Raw genomic sequence first — 20,171 nt, forward strand, 5'->3', positions numbered from 1 at the left:
CCAATCTGTTGAGATGGGAGCCATTGTCGGCAATCAATCATAGTGAGACAAACTCATTTTATTTTATACGAACACAAATTTAATTCATGATCATCAGGTGCAACCCCGCCCTTTTCACAGTGGCGCATTGGGTGATGTCTGAATGGGGATCAGCTCAGGCTCGCGAAGAAGGGACGTGTCCGTTGTAAAGGTTCCACCAACGAGGCGGTACCGGAGGCCGGGGGATGGGATAGAGCTCGCGCGCAAATTGCTTGTCGCCTTCTGACAACTCATTCCCCTCCTCGACACGATGCCCGCTGTTTAGATAGGTCTCTGGAATGCTGTAGTGCATGATGGAGGCTTGATCATAGGCGGAGCTGACAACATCCCGCGAATCGAATGGGGCAAAGTTTTCATCAACCGAGCCAGGCTGATTTGTCGCTGCGTAAATTGTGCGAATCCGGTCAAAATCCAGGTCGAGTGTATTGTCCGGGTGCTGATGCTCATGGACTAAACCCAATGCATGGCCGAACTCATGTAATACCGTGCCAGCGTTGAATTCATTAAACCCGCCCTTGAAGCCGATTTCCATCGTAGGCTCACCAGCGCCCACGGTTTGTTTGCCTGCCGTGCCGAAATAGGAATACCCACCGCTGACGTCATTATCTGCCTTGATTCTGATATCGCCATCGAGCTCTTTGGTGAACTCCAGTTTCAGGTTGATATACGGCGCCCATTTGTTGATGTTGTCCTTGGTGAATTTTTCCTGTTCCTTGGTCATCCCCATCAGAGAAATCCTGACCGTCGAAAACTGTGGCCACAACGCAGTCTTTAGGGCCACCCCACGCTTGCTCCTGGATAAAACCGGTGCGTCGACGGGCTGTTTCTGGCCAGTGTCATCATTCGGCTGGGCGTAAGAAGGCGGTATAAATGGCTGAGTATTGATTCCTGTCATCACAATCATGATCTCCGTGGTTGTCCGGCTTTTTGCCACAATGAACAGTTGGTGCCGAGAGCGCCAACGGTTCCGCGTGAAGTACAACCGCCCATTTCAACCCCTCATCTCAGGGCGCAATCACGTGCAGGTAAACGCGTAAAACATGAAATACGCACACCCCACCAGCGCCAGCCCCAGCTGCGGTTGAGCCAGGTAAACGCTGCCACCCTGCTGATCCGCCGCCCCAGAACCAGACACCGAGGTGCAGCAGGCACACCGGTGCAACCGAACGGGAGCAAGCGCCCTCGCCACAGGTGGCGGGGGCGGTTACTGCCTTGCGCTTACATCAACGGAATCGAATAACTCACAAACACCCGATTCTGGTCCTGGTCCCGCGCCACTTCACTGCGTGACACGCCGTTCCGCCAGCCGAACCCGACGTTCTTGAATGTGCCGCTCTGCACCACGTAATCCAACGAGATGTCCCGCTCCCACTCGCTGGCGTCGTTGCCGCTGGTGGTGAGGATGTGGTCGCCCTTGAGGTACATGACCGAGGCCTTCAGGCCGGGTACACCCAGCGACGCGAAGTCGTAGGCGTACTGGGCAAAGGCGGTGCGTTCGCCGGCCTGGATGAAGGTCTGCACGGTACGGTCGGTGTAGAGGTACAGGCTGGCACCGCCCTCGCCTTTGTTCACCAGGCCGCCCTGGTTGAGTTGGGCGAAGTTGCTGTCGTCCGAGACTTGCTGGTAACCGGCAGTGATCGCGTGCGGGCCCAGGGAGTAGATGAACGCGGCGCTCCAGGTGTTGTTGTCGATTTCACCGTTACCGTTCTTGGTATAGCCGCCCAGCTTGTAGCCTTCGGCACGGCCGGCGGCGCTGCTGTTTTTGCCGTCGGCGCTGGTCTTGAAGTAGCGCAGGTCGGTTTTCAATGAGCCGTATTCGCCCAGCGGCAATACGTGGATCAACCCGGCGAAGTGTTGCTGGTAATAGTCTTCGAGGTTGGCGTAGTAGTACTGGACCATCAGGTCCTTGGTCAGTTGGTAGTCTGCACCGGCGTAGGTGAATTTATTGCTCTCCCGGGTACCGCCCGCCGCTGCCAGACCGCTGCGGTCGCTGGAGCCGCGACCGGTGGTGTGCTCAAGCTGGCCGCCGACCAGGGTCAGGTTGTCGATGTCCTTGCTGGTGACCTGCCCGCCTTCGAACGACTGCGGCAACAGGCGGCCGTCGTTGCTCACCAGGATCGGCAGGTTCGGGCGCAGGTAGCCGTAGCGCGCTTCGGTCTTGGCAAAGCGCGCCTTGGCGGTCGCGCCACCACGGGCCCAGTTATCCGTGGCCTTGCCGTCTTCGGTAGGGATCATCGAGCTGCCGACATGGCGCGCGGCACTGCTGTCGAGGGTCACGCCGAGCATGCCGATGGCGTCCAGGCCAAAACCGACGGTGCCGTCGGTAAAGCCCGACTGGTAGTTGAGGATAAAGGCCTGGCCCCACTCTTCGGTCTTCGACGGTGCCGCCGTGCCGTCGCGGTTGTCGTTATTGAAGTAGAAGTTACGCATGCTCAAGTTGGCTTTGCTGTCGCTCAAAAAGTCAGCGGACGCCAAGGGGCTCAGGGCAATGCCCAGGCCGCCGGTCAATACACTTAATACGTTCAACGTGGCTTTCATCAGGACGAACTCCGGCGCGGAATCCAGGTTCCGGGCGCAAAAAATGGGCAGCAGGATGCCGTCGGCCAAACGTGACGTTGGCCGGGGCGTTAACGGTTATTCAGTTGCTTAGTTGTTAGCGAGTTGAGTGAAGTGAAACCTCCGTAAACCTCAGTCAATCAATCCATGAGCGTCATAAAACGGGTACGGCCCCGGGTAATCCCCGAACACGCCGTTGTGGCTGATCAGGCCCTGTTGCGCATCCCAGCGATGCAACAGATACCCCGCCGGTTCCAGGTTGAAATGCGCGGGCGCGGCGTCCTGCAGGTCCAGCACAATCTGATGGGAAGTACCGGGGCACACACAACTCAGGCTGCCGCCAAAGCGTCGTTGCATCGGTCGGTGCAGGTGCCCGCACAGCAGGCGTTCCACTTGCGGGTGGCGAGACACAACTGCTTCCAGCGCCGCAGCGTTAATAAAGGGTTCGCGGTCCATATGGCCGATGCCGCTGATAAACGGTGGATGGTGCAGGATCAGCAACGTCGGCGCGTCCGGGCGTCGTGCCAGTTGCGCGTCCAACCAGTGCAATTGGCTGTCCAGCAGCTGGCCGCCGTGCCCACCCGGGATAGTCGAGTCCAGGCCGATCAAGCGCAGCGGATGCTCGTCCACCACCCAGTCCAACGGCCCCTCTGCCGACAAAGGCAAGTAGGCGTGATCACGGAATGCCTCGAGCAACGGCCCGCGTGTGTCGTGGTTGCCGGGCACCAGGTAGCACGGCATGTGCAGGCGCGCGAGTTCGGGGTGCAGCACGGCGTATTCATCGGCGCGGCCGAAGTCCACCAGGTCACCGCTGATCACCACAATATCGGGCCGTGGGTGGCTGGCGTTCAAATGGTCGACGGCACGGCGCAGCGCGCCCAGGGTATCCACCACCCCATACGTCAGGCGCTGGCCGGCTTTAAGGTGCAGGTCGCTGATTTGCGCAACAAGAAACGGACGATTCACAAGCAAACTCTCACGCATTCAGGGTGAACAACATGTGCGGCGCAATCGCCAGGGCAATCGGCGCGCCGACGGCGTACAGGTGGTTGTCGCTGCTGTCCACCAGCAGCGGTTGCGGGCCGCCCACGTCCACCAGCAGGCGGCTTTGGGCGCCCTGGAAAAACTGCGCCACTAGATGGCCGTGCAAGTGCCCTTCGCTCTCCATCACCCGCAGGTGTTCGGGGCGGCAGTACACCGTGTTGGGCACGTCGGCGGCCTGCCACGGCAACTCGCCGCCGCAGACTTCCAGGCCATGGGTTGTTCGCGAGGTGACGGCAAAGGCATTCAGGTTGCCGACAAAACCGGCGACGAACGCATTCGCCGGCGTTTGGTAGATCTCCCGTGGGCTGGCCAGTTGCGCGACGCGGCCGTGCTCCATCACCAGGATACGATCGCCCAGGGCCATGGCTTCGCCCTGGTCGTGGGTGACAAATACCGAGGTGATACCGAGGCCGCGCAGCAGTTCATTCAGCTCGCTGCGCAGGCGCTCGCGCAATTGCGCATCCAGGGCCGCCAGCGGTTCATCCAGCAACAGCACTTTAGGGCGCGGCGCCAGGGCACGGGCCAGGGCCACCCGTTGACGTTGACCACCGGACAATTCGTGGATGCTGCGCTTGCCATGCTGTTGCAGGCCCACCAGTTCCAGCAGTTCCTCGCAGCGCTTGTTGCGCTCCAGAGCTGCCATGCCGCGAATCTTCAAGCCGTAGACGATATTGCCGGCCACATCGAGGTTGGGAAACAGCGCGTAGTTCTGGAACACCATGCCCACGTCGCGACGCTCGATGGGCAGGCGGGTGACGTCGTCGGTGCCGAAAAAAACCTGGCCCACATCCGGGCGTTCCAGGCCGGCAATCAGGCGCAAGGTGGTGGTCTTGCCGCAGCCGGACGGGCCGAGGATCGCCAGGGTTTCACCGCCTTCGACGGTCAGGTTCAGGTCATGCACAGCCACGGTGCCGTCGGCGAATGCCTTGCGACAGCCTTGCAGGCGGATAGTGATAGCGGTCATCGACGCTCTCCACGGGACAAACGAGCGCTGATGGCCTGCAACGCAATCAGCAGCGGCACGATCATCAGCAAAAAGATAAGGGTGTAGGCGCTGGCGATTTCCAGGCGCGCCGAGGCGTAGCTGTCGGCCAGGCCCACGGGCAATGTCTTGGTCATCGGTGTGTGGAGCATCCAGGTCAGGTTGAATTCGCCCAACGACAAGGTCACCACCATCAGCACGCCGGCCAGAATCCCCGCCCGGCAGTTGGGCACCACCACACTGAAAAAGCGCTTGATCGGCCCGGCGCCCAGGCTGGCCGCCGCCTCTTCCAGCACCGGCAGTTGCTGGCGTTGCATCACCGCCATCACCGGACGTACCAGGAACGGCAAGGTGAACAACACATGGCCCACCAGAATGAACAACCAGCTGCTGCGAAACGTGCCGAACTGGCCGTAGGTGAGCAGCAACGCCAGCGCACTGGCCAGCCCCGGCATCGCCACCGGCAGCACCATCAGTTCTTCGAAGGCACGGCTGAAGCGGTTGTTCATGCGCACCAGCGCATACGCCGCCGGCACGCCGATCACGCAGACACACACCGCGCACGCCAGGGCCAATTGCAAGGACAGCCATACGGTGGGCGAATAGGCCTGCCAGACCTGGATCAACCAGTCGAAGGTCAGGCCACTGGACAGGCCGACGAAGAAATTGCGCGTCAACCCGGCCAGCAACGACATCAGCACCGGCACCAACATGAACGCGCACACCAGCAAGGTGAACAGCAGTTGCATCACAAACAGCGATGAGCGCTTCACAAGACCGTCCCCGCATTTTTCACCAGGCGTCGCGTGAGCAACAGCACCGCCCAGGTCACCGCGCCGAGCACCACCGACAACGCGGCGGCGACGGCAAAGTTGGCGTAGTTGGTGAACACGTTGTAGATCGCCACCGGGGTCACATTCAGGCGCGTGCCCAAGGTGAACGCGGTGCCGAAGGCGCCCATGGACGTGGCGAAGCAGATCGCGCCGCAGGACGCCAACGCCGGCGCCAGGCCCGGCACGATCACGTCGCAGACCACCCGCCAGTGCCCTGCTCCCAGCGAATGCGCGGCTTCTTCCAGGCTGCGGTCGAGGCTTTCGCACGCGGCCATCACCGTGAGGATCACCCGCGGAATCGAGAAATACAGGTAGCCGACAAACAGCCCGGCCAGCGAGTAGGCAAAGATCCAGCGCTCACCGGCCAATTGCAGGCCCAGGGACGCCAGCAACCCCTGGCGCCCGGCCAGCAGGATCACCAGGAAGCCCACCACCACCCCGGGAAACGCCAGGGGAAACGTGAGCAAGGCCACCAACGCCGAACGCCCGAAAAACTGCTGGCGCGCGAGGAACACCCCACTGATGCCACCGATCAACAACGCGGTGAACGTCACCACGATCGCCAGCACGCAGGTCTGCGCCAGGCTACCCAGGTACTGCGCGCTGCTGAGCACCTGCCAATAGCCGCTGCCGTGGCTGTCGCGGCTGTCGGCGCCGAGCACCATCAAGTGCGCCAGCGGCAGCAGCCAGAACGCGAACAGCACTGCAAAGGCCGGGGCCAGCGCCCAGGCCGCCTGTTTTGCCGATGCAGCCACTTACTTGACCTCGTTCAGGTAACGGGCGGCGAAGGCTTCCTGCACAGCGGCCATTTTCTGATAGTCCACCACACCGGCGCGGGCGTAATCGCTGTCGGGCAGGAACTGCGCGGCGACGTCGGCCGGCATGGTCACCGGGCGTACCGGGCGCAAGTACGCCTTGGCCCAGAGGGCCTGGCCTTGGTCCGACAATACGAAGTCCAGCACCTTCTCGCCATTGGCGCGGTGCGGCGCGTTGGCCACCAGGCTCATCACATAGGGCACGCTGATGCTGCCTTCCTTGGGGATCACGAAGGCGACGTTGGCGTTGTCTTTGTAGCGGGCGCGGTAGGCGTTGAAGTCGTAGTCCACCAGGATCGGCAACTCCCCGGACAGTACCCGCGCATAGGCGGTCTGCTTGGGCACGATGGGGGCGTTTTTCGCCAGCTTCTGGAAGTAATCGATGGCCGGGGCGAAGTTGTCCAGGTCGCCGCCCATTGCGCGGTTGATCGCCACGGCAGAGACGTAACCGACGAAGGCGCTGGACGGGTCCAGGTAGCCGACCATGCCTTTGTATTGCGGCTTGAGCAGGTCGGCCCAGCTTTGCGGCACCGGCAGGCCACCCAATGCATCGACGTTGACCATGATGCCCAGGGTGCCGGAGTGGATCGCAAACCACTGGCCGGCGGGGTCTTTCAACCCGGCGGGGATCTGTTCCCAGCCCTTGGGCTTGTAACCCTCGACCACGCCGGCCTTTTGCGCCTGCAAGCCGAAGGTCACGCCGTAATACACCACGTCGGCGACGGGCGCGGCCTTTTCGGCCACCAGTTGCGCCAGGGACTGGCCGGAGTTCTTGTTGTCCAGCGGCACCTGCACACCGGTGCTGGCGGCGATGGCCTTGAGCTGGGTGCCCCAGTCGGCCCAGTCCGGCGGGCAGTTGTAGCAAATCGCGGTGTCGGCGGCCTGGGCCAGGCTGGCCACGCCGCAGAGCAGCACGGCGGCCAGGGTTTTACTGAATGCGCGCATCAAGGAACTCCTCAAAGGGTTGGGTACTTTCGCCCGGCCGGATATGGCAAGGCAGGCAATGGGAAATGGGATCGTTGCCGGCGATCTGCGCCAGCAGTTGGTCAATCACCGTGCTGGCCAGCAGCGCGATGGGCTGCACCACGCTGCACAGGGTTGGGTGCATCTGGGTGCCGAGGGCAATGCCGTCGAAGCCCATCACCGACAGTTGCCCAGGTACATTCCAGGCGTTGCGGCGCAGCTCGGCGATCAGGCTGATCGCGAGGAAATCGTTGGAGCACACCAGGGCGCTGGGGGCGTCGGGGCCGTTGAGGTACGGCTGGATGGCGGCGAATTCGGCCTGGGTATGGGCGGGCATTTCGATCACCGCGCGGCTTTTGAGACCGTATGCCTTCATCGCGTCGCAGTAACCGGCATAGCGCAGGCGTGCGCGATCGGACTGCAAGGCGGGGCCGGCGACCATGCTGATGCGTCGATGACCGGCCTCCAGCAGGTAACGCGTGGCCAAGGCCATGCCGGCGCGGTTGTCCACCGACACGGCGCTGTAGTTGGGGTTGCTCGGTTGGTGATAGGCCAGCACGAACGGTGTCCGTTCGGTATTCAGGCTGCTGAGCACGCTGTTGCTTTCGGCATCGGTGACCGTCAGCACCAGGCCATCGACGCGCTGGCGCAGCAGTTCTTCCACTACGATGCACTCGCGCTCGCTGCTGTAGTCGGTGGTCGCCAGCACCAGGCTGTAGCCACGCAACCGCGCGGCACGCTCCATGGCCTGGAACTGTTCGGCGAACACCGGGTTGAGCAGATTGGGCACCACCACGCCGATCAACTGGGTGGTTTGCAGGCGCAATTGGCGGCCGAGCAGGTTGGGCCGAAACCCCAACTCCCGGGCAGCGGCGAACACCTGCTCACGGGTGGCCGGGCGCACCTGGTCGGGGGAGGCAAAAGTGCGGGCGGCGGTCGCGCGGGATACGCCGGCCAGTCGCGCGACGTCTTTCAAATCAGTCATGGTCACTCGCTTGAGATCGATCTCATTGGCGAGGACAGTAACGGCGGAATGTGGCAGGAAGGTGGTGGGGAGATGACGGTTTGATGGCAGTGCAGCAGAGGTACCTGGGGCCAAATGTGGGAGGGGGCATATCCTTAGATAGTCATACTCCGGGCCTATGCTTGAAAAACCGGCGCAGCAAAATCCGCCCACTAACCTTTCGATTCGATCCAAGTGCGGGCACAATGCGTGTCCTTTTTTGGCAGGCACCGCCGCAGGCTCTCAAAAATGATCAAAACGCCGTACTACCTCATCGACAAACAGAAGCTTCTGGTCAACATGCAGAAGATTGCTTACGTGCGCGAGCAGTCCGGCGCCAAGGCCCTGCTGGCGCTCAAGTGCTTTGCCACCTGGTCGGTGTTCGACCTGATGCAGGAATACATGGACGGCACCACCTCGTCGTCGCTGTACGAGTTGAAGCTCGGCCGCCAGAAGTTCGAAGGCGAGGCGCACGCCTACAGCGTGGCCTGGGCCGACGATGAAATCGAAGAGATGCTCGATAACTGCGACAAGATCATCTTCAACTCCATCAGCCAGCTGCAGCGTTTTGCCGAACGCAGCGAAGGCAAGACCCGCGGCCTGCGCGTCAACCCGCAGGTAAGCAGCTCCGACTACCTGCTGGCCGACCCGGCGCGTCCGTTCAGCCGCCTGGGCGAATGGGATCCGGTGAAGATCGAAGGCGTGATCGAACAGATCTCCGGCTTCATGTTCCACAACAACTGCGAGAACGGCGACTTCAACCTGTTCGACCAGATGCTGAACACCATCGAAGAACGCTTCGGCGCGCTGCTGCACAAGGTCAACTGGGTCAGCCTCGGCGGCGGCATCCACTTCACCGGTGAAGGCTATGCCATCGACGCCTTCTGCCAGCGCCTCAAGGCGTTCTCGCAAAAGTACGACGTGCAGGTCTACCTGGAACCCGGCGAAGCGGCGATCACCAACAGCGCCTCCCTGGAAGTCACCGTGCTCGACACCCTCTACAACGGCAAACATCTCGCCGTCGTGGACAGCTCCATCGAAGCTCACCTGCTGGACCTGTTGATCTATCGCCTCAACGCCAAGCTGGCGCCAAGCGAGGGCGAACACACCTACATGGTGTGCGGCAAATCCTGCCTGGCCGGGGACATCTTCGGCGAGTATCAATTTGATCGTCCGCTGGCCATCGGCGATCGGCTGTCGTTCATCGACACCGCGGGCTACACCATGGTCAAGAAAAATTGGTTCAACGGCCTGAAAATGCCGTCCATCGTAGTGAAACAACTCGACGGTACAGTCGAAGTGGTTCGTGAATTTGGTTACGACGACTACCTGTCCAGCCTTTCGTAAGCTGGCGGATAAAGGAGAGATAAAGCAATTGAAAAAGAACGTTCTTATCATTGGTGCAGGAGGTGTCGCCAAGGTGGTGGCCCACAAGTGCGCGCAGCACAACGACGAACTCGGTCGTATTGCTATCGCGTCGCGCAACATCTCCAAATGCCAGGCCATCATCGACAGCGTCAAGGCCAAGGGTAGCCTCAAGGTGCCCGCCGACATCCAGGCCTTCACGCTGAACGCCCTGGACGTGGAAGCGACCAAGGCCCTGATCCGCGAGACCGAATCGCAGATCGTCATCAACGTGGGTTCCGCGTTCCTCAACATGTCGGTGCTGCGTGCCTGCATCGACACGGGCGTTGCGTACCTCGACACCGCCATCCACGAAGAGCCGGGCAAGGTCTGCGAGACCCCGCCGTGGTACGGCAACTACGAATGGAACCACCTGGAAGAGTGCAAACAGAAGAACATCACCGCCATCCTTGGCGTGGGCTTCGACCCGGGTGTCGTCAACGCGTATGCCGCGCTGGCGCAGCAACAGCATTTCGACCGCATTGATTCGATCGACATCCTCGACGTCAATGCCGGCTCCCATGGCAAATACTTCGCCACCAATTTCGATCCGGAAATCAACTTCCGCGAATTCACCGGGCAGGTGTGGAGCTGGCAGAACAGCCAGTGGACCAGCAACACCATGTTCGAAGTCAAACGCACCGACGACCTGCCGGTCGTGGGTTCGCAGAACCTCTACCTCACCGGCCACGATGAAGTGCACTCGCTGTCGAAAAACCTCGACGTGCCCAACGTGCGTTTCTGGATGAGCTTCGGCGAACACTACATCAACGTGTTCACCGTGCTGAAAAACCTCGGCCTGCTCTCCGAGAAGCCGGTCACCACCGCCGAAGGCCTGGAAGTGGTGCCGTTGAAAGTGGTCAAGGCCGTGCTGCCCGACCCGTCTTCCCTGGCCCCGGGCTACACCGGCAAGACCTGCATCGGCGACCTGGTCAAAGGCACCAAGGACGGCCAGCCGCGCGAGATGTTCATCTACAACGTAGCGGATCACGAAGAAGCCTACGTTGAAACCGACAGCCAGGGCATCTCCTACACCGCAGGCGTTCCACCGGTAGCCGCCGCGCTGCTGGTCGCCCGGGGCGAGTGGGATGTGAAACACATGGCCAACGTCGAGGAACTGCCGGCTGAGCCGTTCCTCAAGGCGCTGGACGGGATGGGCCTGCCGACTCGGATCAAGGACGAGCACGGTGATCGCGCCTGGGATGCAATGGCCTGACAGGCCATAGCGAACCGAACAGAATGTGGGAGGGGGCTTGCCCCCGATAGCGGTGGATCAGCAAGCAGTTGCTCGCTGATACACTGCCATCGGCGGCCGGCCCCCTCCCACATTTGCATCTGCATTGCCGGTTATTCCAGGTTCCGCGCCGAGTTGCTCAGTGCCCTGGAGCACTGCAACAGCGCCGGCGCCAGCTGCTTCTCCGCATCCGCCCTGCTCCACCGACTGGTCGGCGCCACCACATGCACCGCCGCCACCGGCCGGCCATTGGCGCCCAGCACCGGCGCGCCGATGGTCATGTCGCCGAGGAACAGCTCCTGGGCATTCACCGCATAGCCCTGCTCGCGCACCTGCTGCAACGATTCCAGAATGCCCGCCACGTCCGTCAACGTCTGGCTGGTGTGTGCCACCCGCTGGCTGTGCTCGATCAGCGCCAACGCCTCCTCCTGCGGCAATGCACTCAAATACGCCCTCCCCGACGCCGTACAGTACATCGGCACCCGCGAGCCGATCGGCATATGCACCGGTACAAAACCCGCGCTGACAAAGCGCGCGATATAGGTCATGTCGTAGCCCGCCGGCTCGGTCAGGCACGAGGTCTCGCCGGTCAGCCGGGTCAGTTCCGATAGAAACGGGTTGGCCACCTCGATCAATGAATGCGCATCCAGGTAGCTGAACCCCAGCTCCAGCACCCGGGGGGTGAGTTGGTAATGCCGTGTGCGGGAGTGTTTCCGAAGGTAACCCAGGCTTTCGAGGGTAAACACCATGCGCTGGGCCGAGCTTTTGGTCATGCCAGCGGCCTCGGCCACCTCTGCAAGGCTCATGCTGCGGCGCTGGGCGCTGAATGCCTTGAGCACCGACAGGCCTTTTTCCAGGGATTGGTTGTGCAGACTGTTGCGTTCTTCGGACATGGCGGACTCGCGGTCAGATGGATCAGGCGTGGCGATATTACTACCCCAAATCACAAAAATAGACCATTAAATATCGCATATCGATACGAACTGTTCATTTTGTCGATTTTATATAGCGTAATTCGATTTATTTTAATCGAAATGGCACAGAGCTTGCGATTTCATCGGCAACCGCTCGCGGTACTGACTTTCCGTTTTCCTTCTGGAGTAGCCCGATGAACAGTCTTTCGCCCTTGTTTCGCCGCCTTGCCTTCGGTGTGTGCGCCACACTCTGCGTCAGCGCCGCGCACGCAGAAAGTGCGTCCACGTACAAAGTCGGTGCAACCGCCAGTGGGTCGCCGTTCACCTTCCTCGATATCAAGACCAACAGCATCCAGGGCGTGATGGTCGACGTCGCCGAGGCCGTGGGCAAGGCCGGCGGCTTCACCAGCCAGATCGAACAGACCAACTTCGCCGCGCTGATCCCCTCCCTCACCTCCGGCAAGCTCGACTTCATTTCCGCCGGCATGCTCAAGACCGAAGAGCGCACCAAGGTCGTCGACTTCAGCGCCCCGGTGTACGCCTACGGTGAGGGTCTGATCATCAATGCCGACGACAGCGCCGCCTACCCCGACCTCACGCCGCTCAAGGATCAGGTGGTCGGCGTACAGGCCGGCACGGTGTTCTACGACCAACTGAACAAGCTGGGGATTTTCAAGGAGATTCGCACCTACGACTCCATCGGCGAGATGGTCCGCGACCTGTCCCTGGGCCGCATCAAGGCGGCGGTCGGCGACCAGCCGGTGGTGGCCTACCAGATTCGCCAGAAGCTGTTCAAAGGCGTGAAGCTCGCCCCCGACTACCAGCCCACCAACGTCGGCGAAGTCTGCCTGGTGGTACGCAAAGGCGATGCGCAAACCCTCGGGCGCCTGAACACCGCCATCGCCGGCATCAAGGCCGACGGTACCCTGGACAGCATCCTCAAGAAGTGGGGACTTGATACCCAGGTGCGCCCATGAACCCGGCCGAGTTCCTGCAAAACGCCCGGGACTTCCTGCCGATTCTGCTGCAGGGCGCCTGGGTGACGATCCAGATCACCGTGCTGTCGTTCCTGCTCAGCAGTGCAATCGGCCTGGTGCTGGCGCTGCTCAAGCTGTCGCCGATTCGCACGCTGTCGTGGGTGGCCAGCACCATCATCAACGTGATCCGTGGCCTGCCGATCATCGTGCAGCTGTTCTACATCTACTTCGTGCTGCCGGACATGGGCGTGCACCTCACGGCGTTCTACGCCGGGGTGATCGGCATGGGCATCGCCTACTCGGCATACCAGGCCGAGAACTTCCGCACCGGCATCATCGCCGTGGAACAGGGCCAGCGTGAAGCCGCCGAAGCCCTGGGCATGCGCTCGGCGCTGATGATGCGCCGGGTGATCCTGCCCCAGGCATTTCGCATCGCCCTGCCGCCCTACGGCAACACCCTGGTGATGATGCTCAAGGATTCGTCCCTGGTGTCCACCATCACCGTCGCCGAGATGACCCGCCAAGGCCAACTGATCGCCTCGTCGACCTTCCAGAACATGACCGTCTACACCCTGGTCGCCCTGCTCTACCTGCTGATGAGCCTGCCGCTGGTGTATGGCCTGCGTCGTATGGAGCAGCACCTGGGGCGGAGGAAAAAAGCATGATCGAGATTCGTCAGTTGCAAAAACATTACGGCAGCCACCGCGTACTGCACGGCGTTGACCTAGACGTGGCCAAGGGCGAAGTGGTGTGCCTGATCGGCCCCTCGGGCTCGGGCAAATCCACCCTCCTGCGCTGCATCAACGCGCTGGAAGCCTACGATGGCGGCCACATCAACGTGTTCGGCGAAACCGTGCAACGCGGCAGCAAAACCGTGCACGCGTTGCGCAGCCGCATGGGCATGGTGTTTCAGCGCTTCAACCTGTTCCCCCACCGCACCGTGCTGGAAAACGTGATGGAAGGTCCGGTGTATGTCAAAGGCGAACCGCTCAAGCAGGCCCGCGAAGAGGCCCTGGTGTTGCTGGACAAGGTGGGCCTGAGCGCCAAGGCCGACGCCTACCCCGAACAGCTCTCCGGCGGCCAGCAGCAACGCGTGGCCATCGCCCGCGCCCTGGCGATGAAACCTGAAGCCATGCTGTTCGACGAACCCACCTCGGCCCTCGACCCGGAACTGGTGGGCGATGTCCTGGCGGTAATGCGCACCCTGGCCGACGAAGGCATGACCATGATCGTGGTCACCCACGAAATGGGCTTTGCCCGCGAAGTGGCCGACCGCGTGTGCTTCCTGCATGGCGGCTACATCGTCGAGAGCGGCCCGGCCGAGCAGGTGCTGGGCGATCCACAGCATGCACGTACCCAGGACTTCCTGCGGCGCGTGCTGCACCCCACCGGCAACACGCGGAGCCTGTCATGAAATCATTGTGGTCGGCGACGGCGCCCTCCGTGGTGCCGACGCCTGCGCTGGGTGAGTCGGTGAAAGTGGATGTGGCGATTGTCGGCGCGGGGTATACCGGCCTGTCGACAGCCCTGCATCTGGCCGAGCGCGGGGTCAGCGTGTGCGTGCTGGAAGCCAATGAGCCCGGCTGGGGCGCATCGGGACGCAATGGCGGGCAGGTCAACCCGACGCTCAAGTACGACCCGGAGCAACTGGTGCAGATGTACGGGCCGGAGCAGGCCGAGCCGTTGATCTCGACAGTGTCGAACTCGGCGGACCTGGTGTTCACGTTGATCGACAGGCACGGCATTGATTGCGCGCCGGTGCGCAAAGGCTGGATGCAGGTGTCGTACACGCAAAAGGGCGTGGCCGGCCTGCATGCGCGAGCCGAGCAATGGGCGCGGCGCGGCGTTCCGGTGCAGCGCCTGGATGCGGCGGCGGTGGCATCGCGCATGGGCAGCGAGGCATTCGCCGGCGGCTGGCTGGATGGCCGCGCCGGGGCGATTCAGCCGCTGGCGTATGCCCGTGGGCTGGTCGGCGCGGCGTTGGCGGCGGGTGTTCGCATTCATGGTCACAGTGCAGTGACAGGGTTACAGCGCCAGGGCCCGGGGTGGCAACTGCAGACCGCTGGCGGTGCGCAGGTGATGGCCGATCAAGTGGTGCTGGCCACCAATGGCTACAGCGGCAGCCTGTGGCCGGGCATGGCACAGAGCATCCTCGCGGCGAACAGTTTTATCGTCGCCACCAAACCGCTGCGTGGGCGTGCGGCAGAGAGCATCTTGCCGGGACAGGAAACCGTGTCCACCGCACAACGGCTACTGCTGTACTTTCGCAAAGACAGTCATGGGCGCTTACTGATGGGCGGACGCGGGTTGTTCAACGACCCCACGTCACCGGCCGATTTTGCCCACCTGGAGCGCTCCCTGGCGCTGCTCTTTCCGCAATTGGGCCCGCTGGAATTTGAGTACCGCTGGGCCGGGCGTATCGCAATCACGCGGGACTTCATGCCCCATGTCCACGAACCGGCACCGGGCCTGACCTTGGCGCTGGGCTGCAATGGCCGCGGCATCGCATTGTGTACCAGCCTGGGGCAGCAACTGGCCGGGCGGTTGTGCGACAGCCAGGCTGAATTTGCCTACCCGGTCACACCGCTGCAGCGCTTGCCGATGCACGGATTGCAGCGGTTTTACATTGGTGCGGGGGTGGCTTGGTACAGCTTGTTGGATCGGCTCAATATCAGCTGAGTCCTAATTGCAGGCACGCTGAAAACCGTTATCCCTCACAGGTCCTTTGGTACGCAAAACCCGCTAGGCTTAGCCATGGACTGGCTGACCTGCGGGTTTGCGGTCTATTCATCCTGTGGGAAAGGCATGCTCATGCAACTCGACAACACTCGCACCGCCCGTGTCATCGGGCTGGTGTACAGCACCTGCTGCTATTTGGCGTTCCTGTTCACGTGTTTGTATTTGATCGGGTTCGTCGGCAGCGTGGCGGTGCCCAAGAACATCAACGATGGCCCCCACGTGGCGTGGCCAGTCGCCGTGCTGATCAACGGCGCGCTGATCCTGCTATTCGGCGTCCAGCACACGGCCATGGCGCGCAAAGGTTTCAAGCAGTGGCTGGCGGCAGTCATTCCGACGTCCGTGGAACGCTCCACGTATGTGCTGCTCAGCAGCCTGGTGCTGGTGCTGATGTTCTGGCTGTGGCAACCGATGCCGCTCACCGTCTGGAAGGTTGAAACGACGTGGGCCAAGGCCGTGTTGATTGGCTTGTTCGGGCTGGGCTGGTGCATCGCTTTACTGGCAACCTTTTTGATCGACCACTTCGAACTGTTCGGGCTCAAGCAAGCTATCGACCGTTGGCGCAAAACCACACCACGGGCGCCAGTATTCAGGACGCCGCTGTTTTACAGGATCGTGCGCCACCCGCTGTATCTCGGCTTCCTGATCGCCTTTTGGGCAACGCCACACATGACGGCCGGGCACCTGTTGTTTGCGACAGGGATGACGGTTTACCTCTTCATTGGCGCCAGCTTTGAAGAAAAGGACCTGGTGGCGTTGTTTGGTGAGCGGTATCGGCGCTACCAGCAAGAGGTGGGCATGATTTTGCCGGGGTCGAAGACGCGCAAAAAAGGGCGCTGAATAGGCGTTTGTGGCGAGCGGGCTTGTCCCGCGCTGGGCTGCGCAGCAGCCCCAAAACCAGGCTCAGAGGAGTGCCTGATACACCGCATTCATCTTCATCAGGGGCGCTTCGCCCCCCAACGCGGGACAAGCCCGCTCACCACAGAGGTCCCAGTTTGCTTCACGACAGCGCTACGTCGAAGAGGTAGTGGAACCTCCCTCGCCACAGGATGTAGCGTCCGGCCATGAGGTCCCTAGGACTTATCCCACGACTGTTTCAGGTTGTCGCTCGGAACTTCGCTGACTAACCTCCGTGCCGTCGCTGCCAATTCAGCGACCGGATTTGACCGTCCGACTTCAAAGAGCAACTGCGCCAACCCCGAGCTTAGGCGTTTTTTTATGTCTGATGTATCGTGTCGCGGCAGCTGTACGCGGGATACCTTAGGGTATGCCGGTTTTGTTCTTTGGGCCGGTCGGTCAACCCGCGTACAGCTGCCACCCTCTTCGATTGACCGCGAATCGTGGCAGCCCCATTTACAAAGGAGCTTCACCATGATTAAAGACCGCCCCAATCCCCCAGAAAAACTCTTCACCGTGCGCCCTGACCTCGGCACGGAAACCCTGCTGGTCAACGCCTCCCAGGATCTATCCTCCATCACCGACATCGCTACGCACCTGGCCTTTGAAATCGATGGCGCCCAACGCAATGTGGCGTTGGGCATCTGCCGAATGCTGGAAGGTGTGCAACTGTTGGTGGACAAGGTGCTGGACGAAACTCACCCGGCAGCCTGACATAGAAGACATGGGGCGCCTGCGCTATTTTCGGCGCCCTCCCGAAAGACCCGGAACAGAAAGTTACCGTTTGGGCTCGTCGTCCCTACTGCAAGACCGCACCTTCGCCCTACTCACCAGCATCGCCTTGTTGCAGTGGACTTGTTTGTGAAGCGGCTACGTCAACTTATCGATGACGTATTGCTGAAACCACGCAGGCTGGGTGTCCGCAACAATATCGATATCCTCGCCTTCTGTAATCTCGGCAAGTTGCGCAAAACTGGGCTCGCCGTCTTGCGAATTATCAAAGATATAGGCTCGATTGGATAAAAGTATCGCCTCAGACAAGTTTTCCAGAGAGCGCTTATAACGAGATCGAATCTTGTCCAGTGGTACATCATGACCACCTATAGAGGCCCGGTAGGCAACCCGGGCAACGTTAATATCAGCATCCGCAGTAGCAACGTAATAAACGTATACCCTATAACCGGCAGCTTTCGCCTGCCTTAGCAGTTCAATTTTGCTGCCGTCCGACATGACTGTCTCGAATGTAAAACTTACGCGTTCTTCAATCAGAGACACCCGAATAAAATCGGCAAGAGCAGAAGCGATATAAGAGTCGATGTTGCGCGAAGAAAAAATGATCCACTCACCCTTGACGGCCAGGTCGTCCAGTTTGGCGAGGGAGTCGGGAAATTTTGAAAGCAGTGAATGACTGCGCAAGAACGCGATCACGCACTCGGCGGAGCGGTATAGCCCGAAGACAGCAAAGTCAAAAACACCCGTTTCACGAATGCCTAGTTCAATCGCATCGGGATTGATGTAATTGACCAGCAAGTGGGCCGGAACCTTCGAGTTGAATGTGCTCTTTCCGCTCCCGTTCGGCCCGGCGAACATACGGACGCGAGGGGTCGTACTCAAGCCTGAATCTGCGCCTGAGCAGACCGACGGTCCAACAAGGACTTTCTGGTTTTCAAGCGCGTACCAGCCTTGAGCGTGCCGTAGGTTTCCACGGGGCGGATAACTAACGTTTCCGTATTGGAAACTTTAACCAATTGACCAGCACGCACCACAAGCACGGATTCTCCTTTAGAAAGGGCAACCTCGTAGGCATCCCTGAATGCTTTGGCCGCAATGGAGGGAATACTCGATTCCTGGGCAAGAATTTGTGCCTCAGTAATTGGGGGCTTAACTTTTTTACGTGACATGTTGGTCTCCGGCTCAGGACAAGGACTGATCAATGGCAACGAGCATAGATCACCTCAGGCGTCGAACGCTGGCTCGACTTTACCTCAATGTGTGTCCCATGTCCTGCTGTGGGATGTCCAACCCTCCAAGTGGTTTCGCACTCAAAACACCGACCACCCAATCCGCTCACTCAACAACTCCAACGCCTTGATCCCCGCCAGCGAGTTGCCCGCCGCGTTCAATTCCGGCGACCACACGCACACCGTAAACTGCCCTGGCACCACCGCGACAATGCCGCCGCCCACACCGCTCTTGCCCGGCAAGCCCACGCGGTAGGCAAAGTTGCCCGCCTCGTCATACAGCCCGCTGGTGGCCATGATCGAGTTGACTTGCTTGGTCTGCCGCGCGGTAAGGATCTGTTCGCCGCTGTGGGCACTGGTGCCCTCGTTGGCGAGGAAGCTGAACGCCTTGGCCAGGTCCAGGCAGCTCATCTGCAGGGCGCAGTAGTTGAAGTAGCTGTGCAGCACCGCATCCACATCGTTGTGGAAGTTGCCGAAGGACTTCATCAGGTAGGCCATGGCGGCGTTGCGTGCGCCGTGCTGGGCTTCGGAGTCGGCGACCACGCTGTTGACCAGGATCTGCGGGTTGCCCGACAGGCGCCGCACGAAGTCGCGCATCGACAGGATCGGCACGGCAAAGCGTGATTGGTTGATGTCGCAGATCACCAGCGCGCCGGCATTGATGAAGGGGTTACGCGGGCGGCCGCGTTCGAATTCCAGTTGCACCAACGAGTTGAACGGTTGCCCCGAAGGCTCGTGGCCCAGGCGTTCCCAGATGGTTTCGCCGCCGTGGTCGATGGCCTGCACCAGGCTGAACACCTTGGAAATGCTCTGCACCGAGAACAGCGTATCGGCGTCACCGGCGCGGTAGGCCGAGCCGTCATTGCCGTACACCGCGATGCCCAGTTGGTTGGCCGGTACATCGGCCAGCGCGGGAATGTAGTCGGCGACTTTGCCGAGGCCGATCAGGGGGCGCACTTCGTCGAGGATCGACTCCAGCAGCGCCTGCATGTCTTGTCCTGTCATCTGTCTTTGAATCGGTGGAAAGCGGGGTGCGGAGGATACTTCAATGGGCGCGGAAGCCCCACACAATCTCTACCACCCGCTCGGCCACCACCAGATAAACCAGGATCAGCAACAGCTGCAATGAAAGGTGATAACGCAGCTTGGCCAGCCCCCGACCGGCGAGAAAGACCTGCCCCTGTGGCGAGCGGGCTTGCCCGCGTTGGGGTGCGAAGCGCCCCTGATGAAGACGAATGCGGTGTATCAGGCACGCCTAAGCGCCTGGTTTTGGGGCCGCTGCGCAGCCCGGCGCGGGGCAAGCCCGCTCACCACAGAGAGAGAGTCGGGTCGCGTCCGTTCAAAAATGCGCCACATCCGACACTCGCTCATCCAGCACATCCCGCGCCAGCGCCCAGGCCTGGTCCTTGGATTCCACCACCAACAACGGATAGCCCCAGGCCTTGCCGAACATCTGCGCAAACGGCTTGAGTGCCAGGCGTTTGGCCGCGCTGGGCTCGACCTGGATCATGCCCTTGACGAACGTGCGCAGCGCCTGTCGGTGCTTCTTCATCCAGATCGAGGCTTGCTTGCGCTGTTCATGGGAATGTTCGTGATGGGTTTCGTCCACGGCTTTTTCGTGCAGCAGCAGGAAGGATTGCTGGCGTGCCAACAGGTCTTCGAAGACCCGGAAGGCGTCTTCCGGCCCGCCTTGGTTCGGCGCATCGAAGACGATTTTCACCACAGGGAACGTTGTACTGTCGAGTCGCATGGCAAAGCTCCTTAATGAGAGTGGATCTCAATATAAAGCTCGAACCCCTGGACGGCATTGCAC

General features: G+C 61.0%; 21 protein-coding genes. 8 read left to right on the forward strand and 13 right to left on the reverse strand.

Annotated elements, in window-relative coordinates:
• Positions 1-154: 154 nt before the first annotated feature.
• The 8 genes from AC07OP_RS02615 to AC07OP_RS02650 all read right to left on the reverse strand — a co-directional run bounded on the left by AC07OP_RS02615 (position 155) and on the right by AC07OP_RS02650 (position 8,217).
• Positions 155-943: a M12 family metallopeptidase gene (locus AC07OP_RS02615; RefSeq protein ID WP_495101658.1), complete on the reverse strand. Its 789-nt coding sequence runs from the start codon at positions 941-943 to the stop codon at positions 155-157.
• Between the two features lie 314 nt (positions 944-1,257).
• Positions 1,258-2,577: an OprD family porin gene (locus AC07OP_RS02620; RefSeq protein WP_495101659.1), complete on the reverse strand. Its 1,320-nt coding sequence runs from the start codon at positions 2,575-2,577 to the stop codon at positions 1,258-1,260.
• A gap of 150 nt (positions 2,578-2,727) precedes the next feature.
• A complete protein-coding gene (locus tag AC07OP_RS02625; RefSeq protein ID WP_495101660.1) occupies positions 2,728-3,561 on the reverse strand; it encodes a phosphodiesterase in 834 nt (277 codons plus the stop codon).
• A 10-nt stretch (positions 3,562-3,571) separates the two neighbouring features.
• Positions 3,572-4,603 (reverse strand): ABC transporter ATP-binding protein, encoded by a 1,032-nt coding sequence (locus tag AC07OP_RS02630; RefSeq protein WP_495101661.1) that lies wholly within the window; start codon positions 4,601-4,603, stop codon positions 3,572-3,574.
• Positions 4,600-5,394 carry an ABC transporter permease gene (locus AC07OP_RS02635; RefSeq protein ID WP_065924597.1) on the reverse strand — a complete coding sequence of 265 codons (795 nt, stop codon included), beginning with the start codon at positions 5,392-5,394 and terminating at the stop codon, positions 4,600-4,602. The genes AC07OP_RS02630 and AC07OP_RS02635 overlap by 4 nt, the downstream gene beginning before the upstream one ends.
• The gene (locus tag AC07OP_RS02640; protein WP_053134326.1) at positions 5,391-6,209 is read right to left on the reverse strand and encodes an ABC transporter permease; all 819 of its coding nucleotides are present in this window, start codon (positions 6,207-6,209) and stop codon (positions 5,391-5,393) included. Before AC07OP_RS02640 ends, AC07OP_RS02635 begins: the two co-directional genes overlap by 4 nt.
• Positions 6,210-7,214: an ABC transporter substrate-binding protein gene (locus AC07OP_RS02645; RefSeq protein WP_065941842.1), complete on the reverse strand. Its 1,005-nt coding sequence runs from the start codon at positions 7,212-7,214 to the stop codon at positions 6,210-6,212.
• Positions 7,198-8,217 carry a LacI family DNA-binding transcriptional regulator gene (locus tag AC07OP_RS02650; RefSeq protein WP_141155329.1) on the reverse strand — a complete coding sequence of 340 codons (1,020 nt, stop codon included), beginning with the start codon at positions 8,215-8,217 and terminating at the stop codon, positions 7,198-7,200. Before AC07OP_RS02650 ends, AC07OP_RS02645 begins: the two co-directional genes overlap by 17 nt.
• 267 nt (positions 8,218-8,484) lie before the next feature.
• Between AC07OP_RS02650 and AC07OP_RS02655 the strand changes: the two genes are divergently transcribed.
• Both AC07OP_RS02655 and AC07OP_RS02660 read left to right on the forward strand, forming a co-directional pair.
• Positions 8,485-9,582: a carboxynorspermidine decarboxylase gene (locus tag AC07OP_RS02655; RefSeq protein WP_141155330.1), complete on the forward strand. Its 1,098-nt coding sequence runs from the start codon at positions 8,485-8,487 to the stop codon at positions 9,580-9,582.
• A 28-nt stretch (positions 9,583-9,610) separates the two neighbouring features.
• The gene (locus AC07OP_RS02660; RefSeq protein ID WP_495101662.1) at positions 9,611-10,855 is read left to right on the forward strand and encodes a saccharopine dehydrogenase family protein; all 1,245 of its coding nucleotides are present in this window, start codon (positions 9,611-9,613) and stop codon (positions 10,853-10,855) included.
• 131 nt (positions 10,856-10,986) lie between these two features.
• On the opposite strand, the gene AC07OP_RS02665 is transcribed toward AC07OP_RS02660, so the two are convergent.
• Positions 10,987-11,766, reverse strand: coding sequence for an IclR family transcriptional regulator (locus AC07OP_RS02665; RefSeq protein WP_027607245.1), 780 nt, complete (start codon positions 11,764-11,766; stop codon positions 10,987-10,989).
• Between the two features lie 215 nt (positions 11,767-11,981).
• Here AC07OP_RS02665 and AC07OP_RS02670 point away from each other — a divergent pair, with 215 nt between their 5' ends.
• The 6 genes from AC07OP_RS02670 to AC07OP_RS02695 all read left to right on the forward strand — a co-directional run bounded on the left by AC07OP_RS02670 (position 11,982) and on the right by AC07OP_RS02695 (position 17,111).
• Positions 11,982-12,764: an ABC transporter substrate-binding protein gene (locus AC07OP_RS02670; RefSeq protein ID WP_092488726.1), complete on the forward strand. Its 783-nt coding sequence runs from the start codon at positions 11,982-11,984 to the stop codon at positions 12,762-12,764.
• Positions 12,761-13,429, forward strand: coding sequence for an ectoine/hydroxyectoine ABC transporter permease subunit EhuD (gene ehuD, locus AC07OP_RS02675; RefSeq protein WP_027607247.1), 669 nt, complete (start codon positions 12,761-12,763; stop codon positions 13,427-13,429). Before AC07OP_RS02670 ends, ehuD begins: the two co-directional genes overlap by 4 nt.
• The gene (locus AC07OP_RS02680; protein WP_027607248.1) at positions 13,426-14,178 is read left to right on the forward strand and encodes an amino acid ABC transporter ATP-binding protein; all 753 of its coding nucleotides are present in this window, start codon (positions 13,426-13,428) and stop codon (positions 14,176-14,178) included. The genes ehuD and AC07OP_RS02680 overlap by 4 nt, the downstream gene beginning before the upstream one ends.
• Positions 14,175-15,443: an NAD(P)/FAD-dependent oxidoreductase gene (locus tag AC07OP_RS02685; protein ID WP_495101663.1), complete on the forward strand. Its 1,269-nt coding sequence runs from the start codon at positions 14,175-14,177 to the stop codon at positions 15,441-15,443. Before AC07OP_RS02680 ends, AC07OP_RS02685 begins: the two co-directional genes overlap by 4 nt.
• A gap of 132 nt (positions 15,444-15,575) precedes the next feature.
• Positions 15,576-16,340, forward strand: coding sequence for a methanethiol S-methyltransferase (gene mddA / locus AC07OP_RS02690; RefSeq protein WP_495101664.1), 765 nt, complete (start codon positions 15,576-15,578; stop codon positions 16,338-16,340).
• Positions 16,341-16,871: 531 nt separating this feature from the next.
• Positions 16,872-17,111 carry a DUF6124 family protein gene (locus AC07OP_RS02695; protein ID WP_495101665.1) on the forward strand — a complete coding sequence of 80 codons (240 nt, stop codon included), beginning with the start codon at positions 16,872-16,874 and terminating at the stop codon, positions 17,109-17,111.
• 156 nt (positions 17,112-17,267) lie between these two features.
• On the opposite strand, the gene AC07OP_RS02700 is transcribed toward AC07OP_RS02695, so the two are convergent.
• From AC07OP_RS02700 to AC07OP_RS02715, 4 genes are all read right to left on the reverse strand, one after another.
• The gene (locus AC07OP_RS02700; RefSeq protein WP_495101666.1) at positions 17,268-17,927 is read right to left on the reverse strand and encodes an ATPase; all 660 of its coding nucleotides are present in this window, start codon (positions 17,925-17,927) and stop codon (positions 17,268-17,270) included.
• A gap of 80 nt (positions 17,928-18,007) precedes the next feature.
• Positions 18,008-18,298 (reverse strand): hypothetical protein, encoded by a 291-nt coding sequence (locus AC07OP_RS02705; RefSeq protein ID WP_065941838.1) that lies wholly within the window; start codon positions 18,296-18,298, stop codon positions 18,008-18,010.
• A 141-nt stretch (positions 18,299-18,439) separates the two neighbouring features.
• Positions 18,440-19,348, reverse strand: coding sequence for a glutaminase B (gene glsB, locus AC07OP_RS02710; protein ID WP_027607252.1), 909 nt, complete (start codon positions 19,346-19,348; stop codon positions 18,440-18,442).
• A gap of 349 nt (positions 19,349-19,697) precedes the next feature.
• The gene (locus AC07OP_RS02715) at positions 19,698-20,108 is read right to left on the reverse strand and encodes a hypothetical protein (RefSeq protein ID WP_108572745.1); all 411 of its coding nucleotides are present in this window, start codon (positions 20,106-20,108) and stop codon (positions 19,698-19,700) included.
• Positions 20,109-20,171 lie beyond the last annotated feature (63 nt).

This window comes from Pseudomonas sp. GW821-FHT09D08 (genome assembly GCF_059416305.1).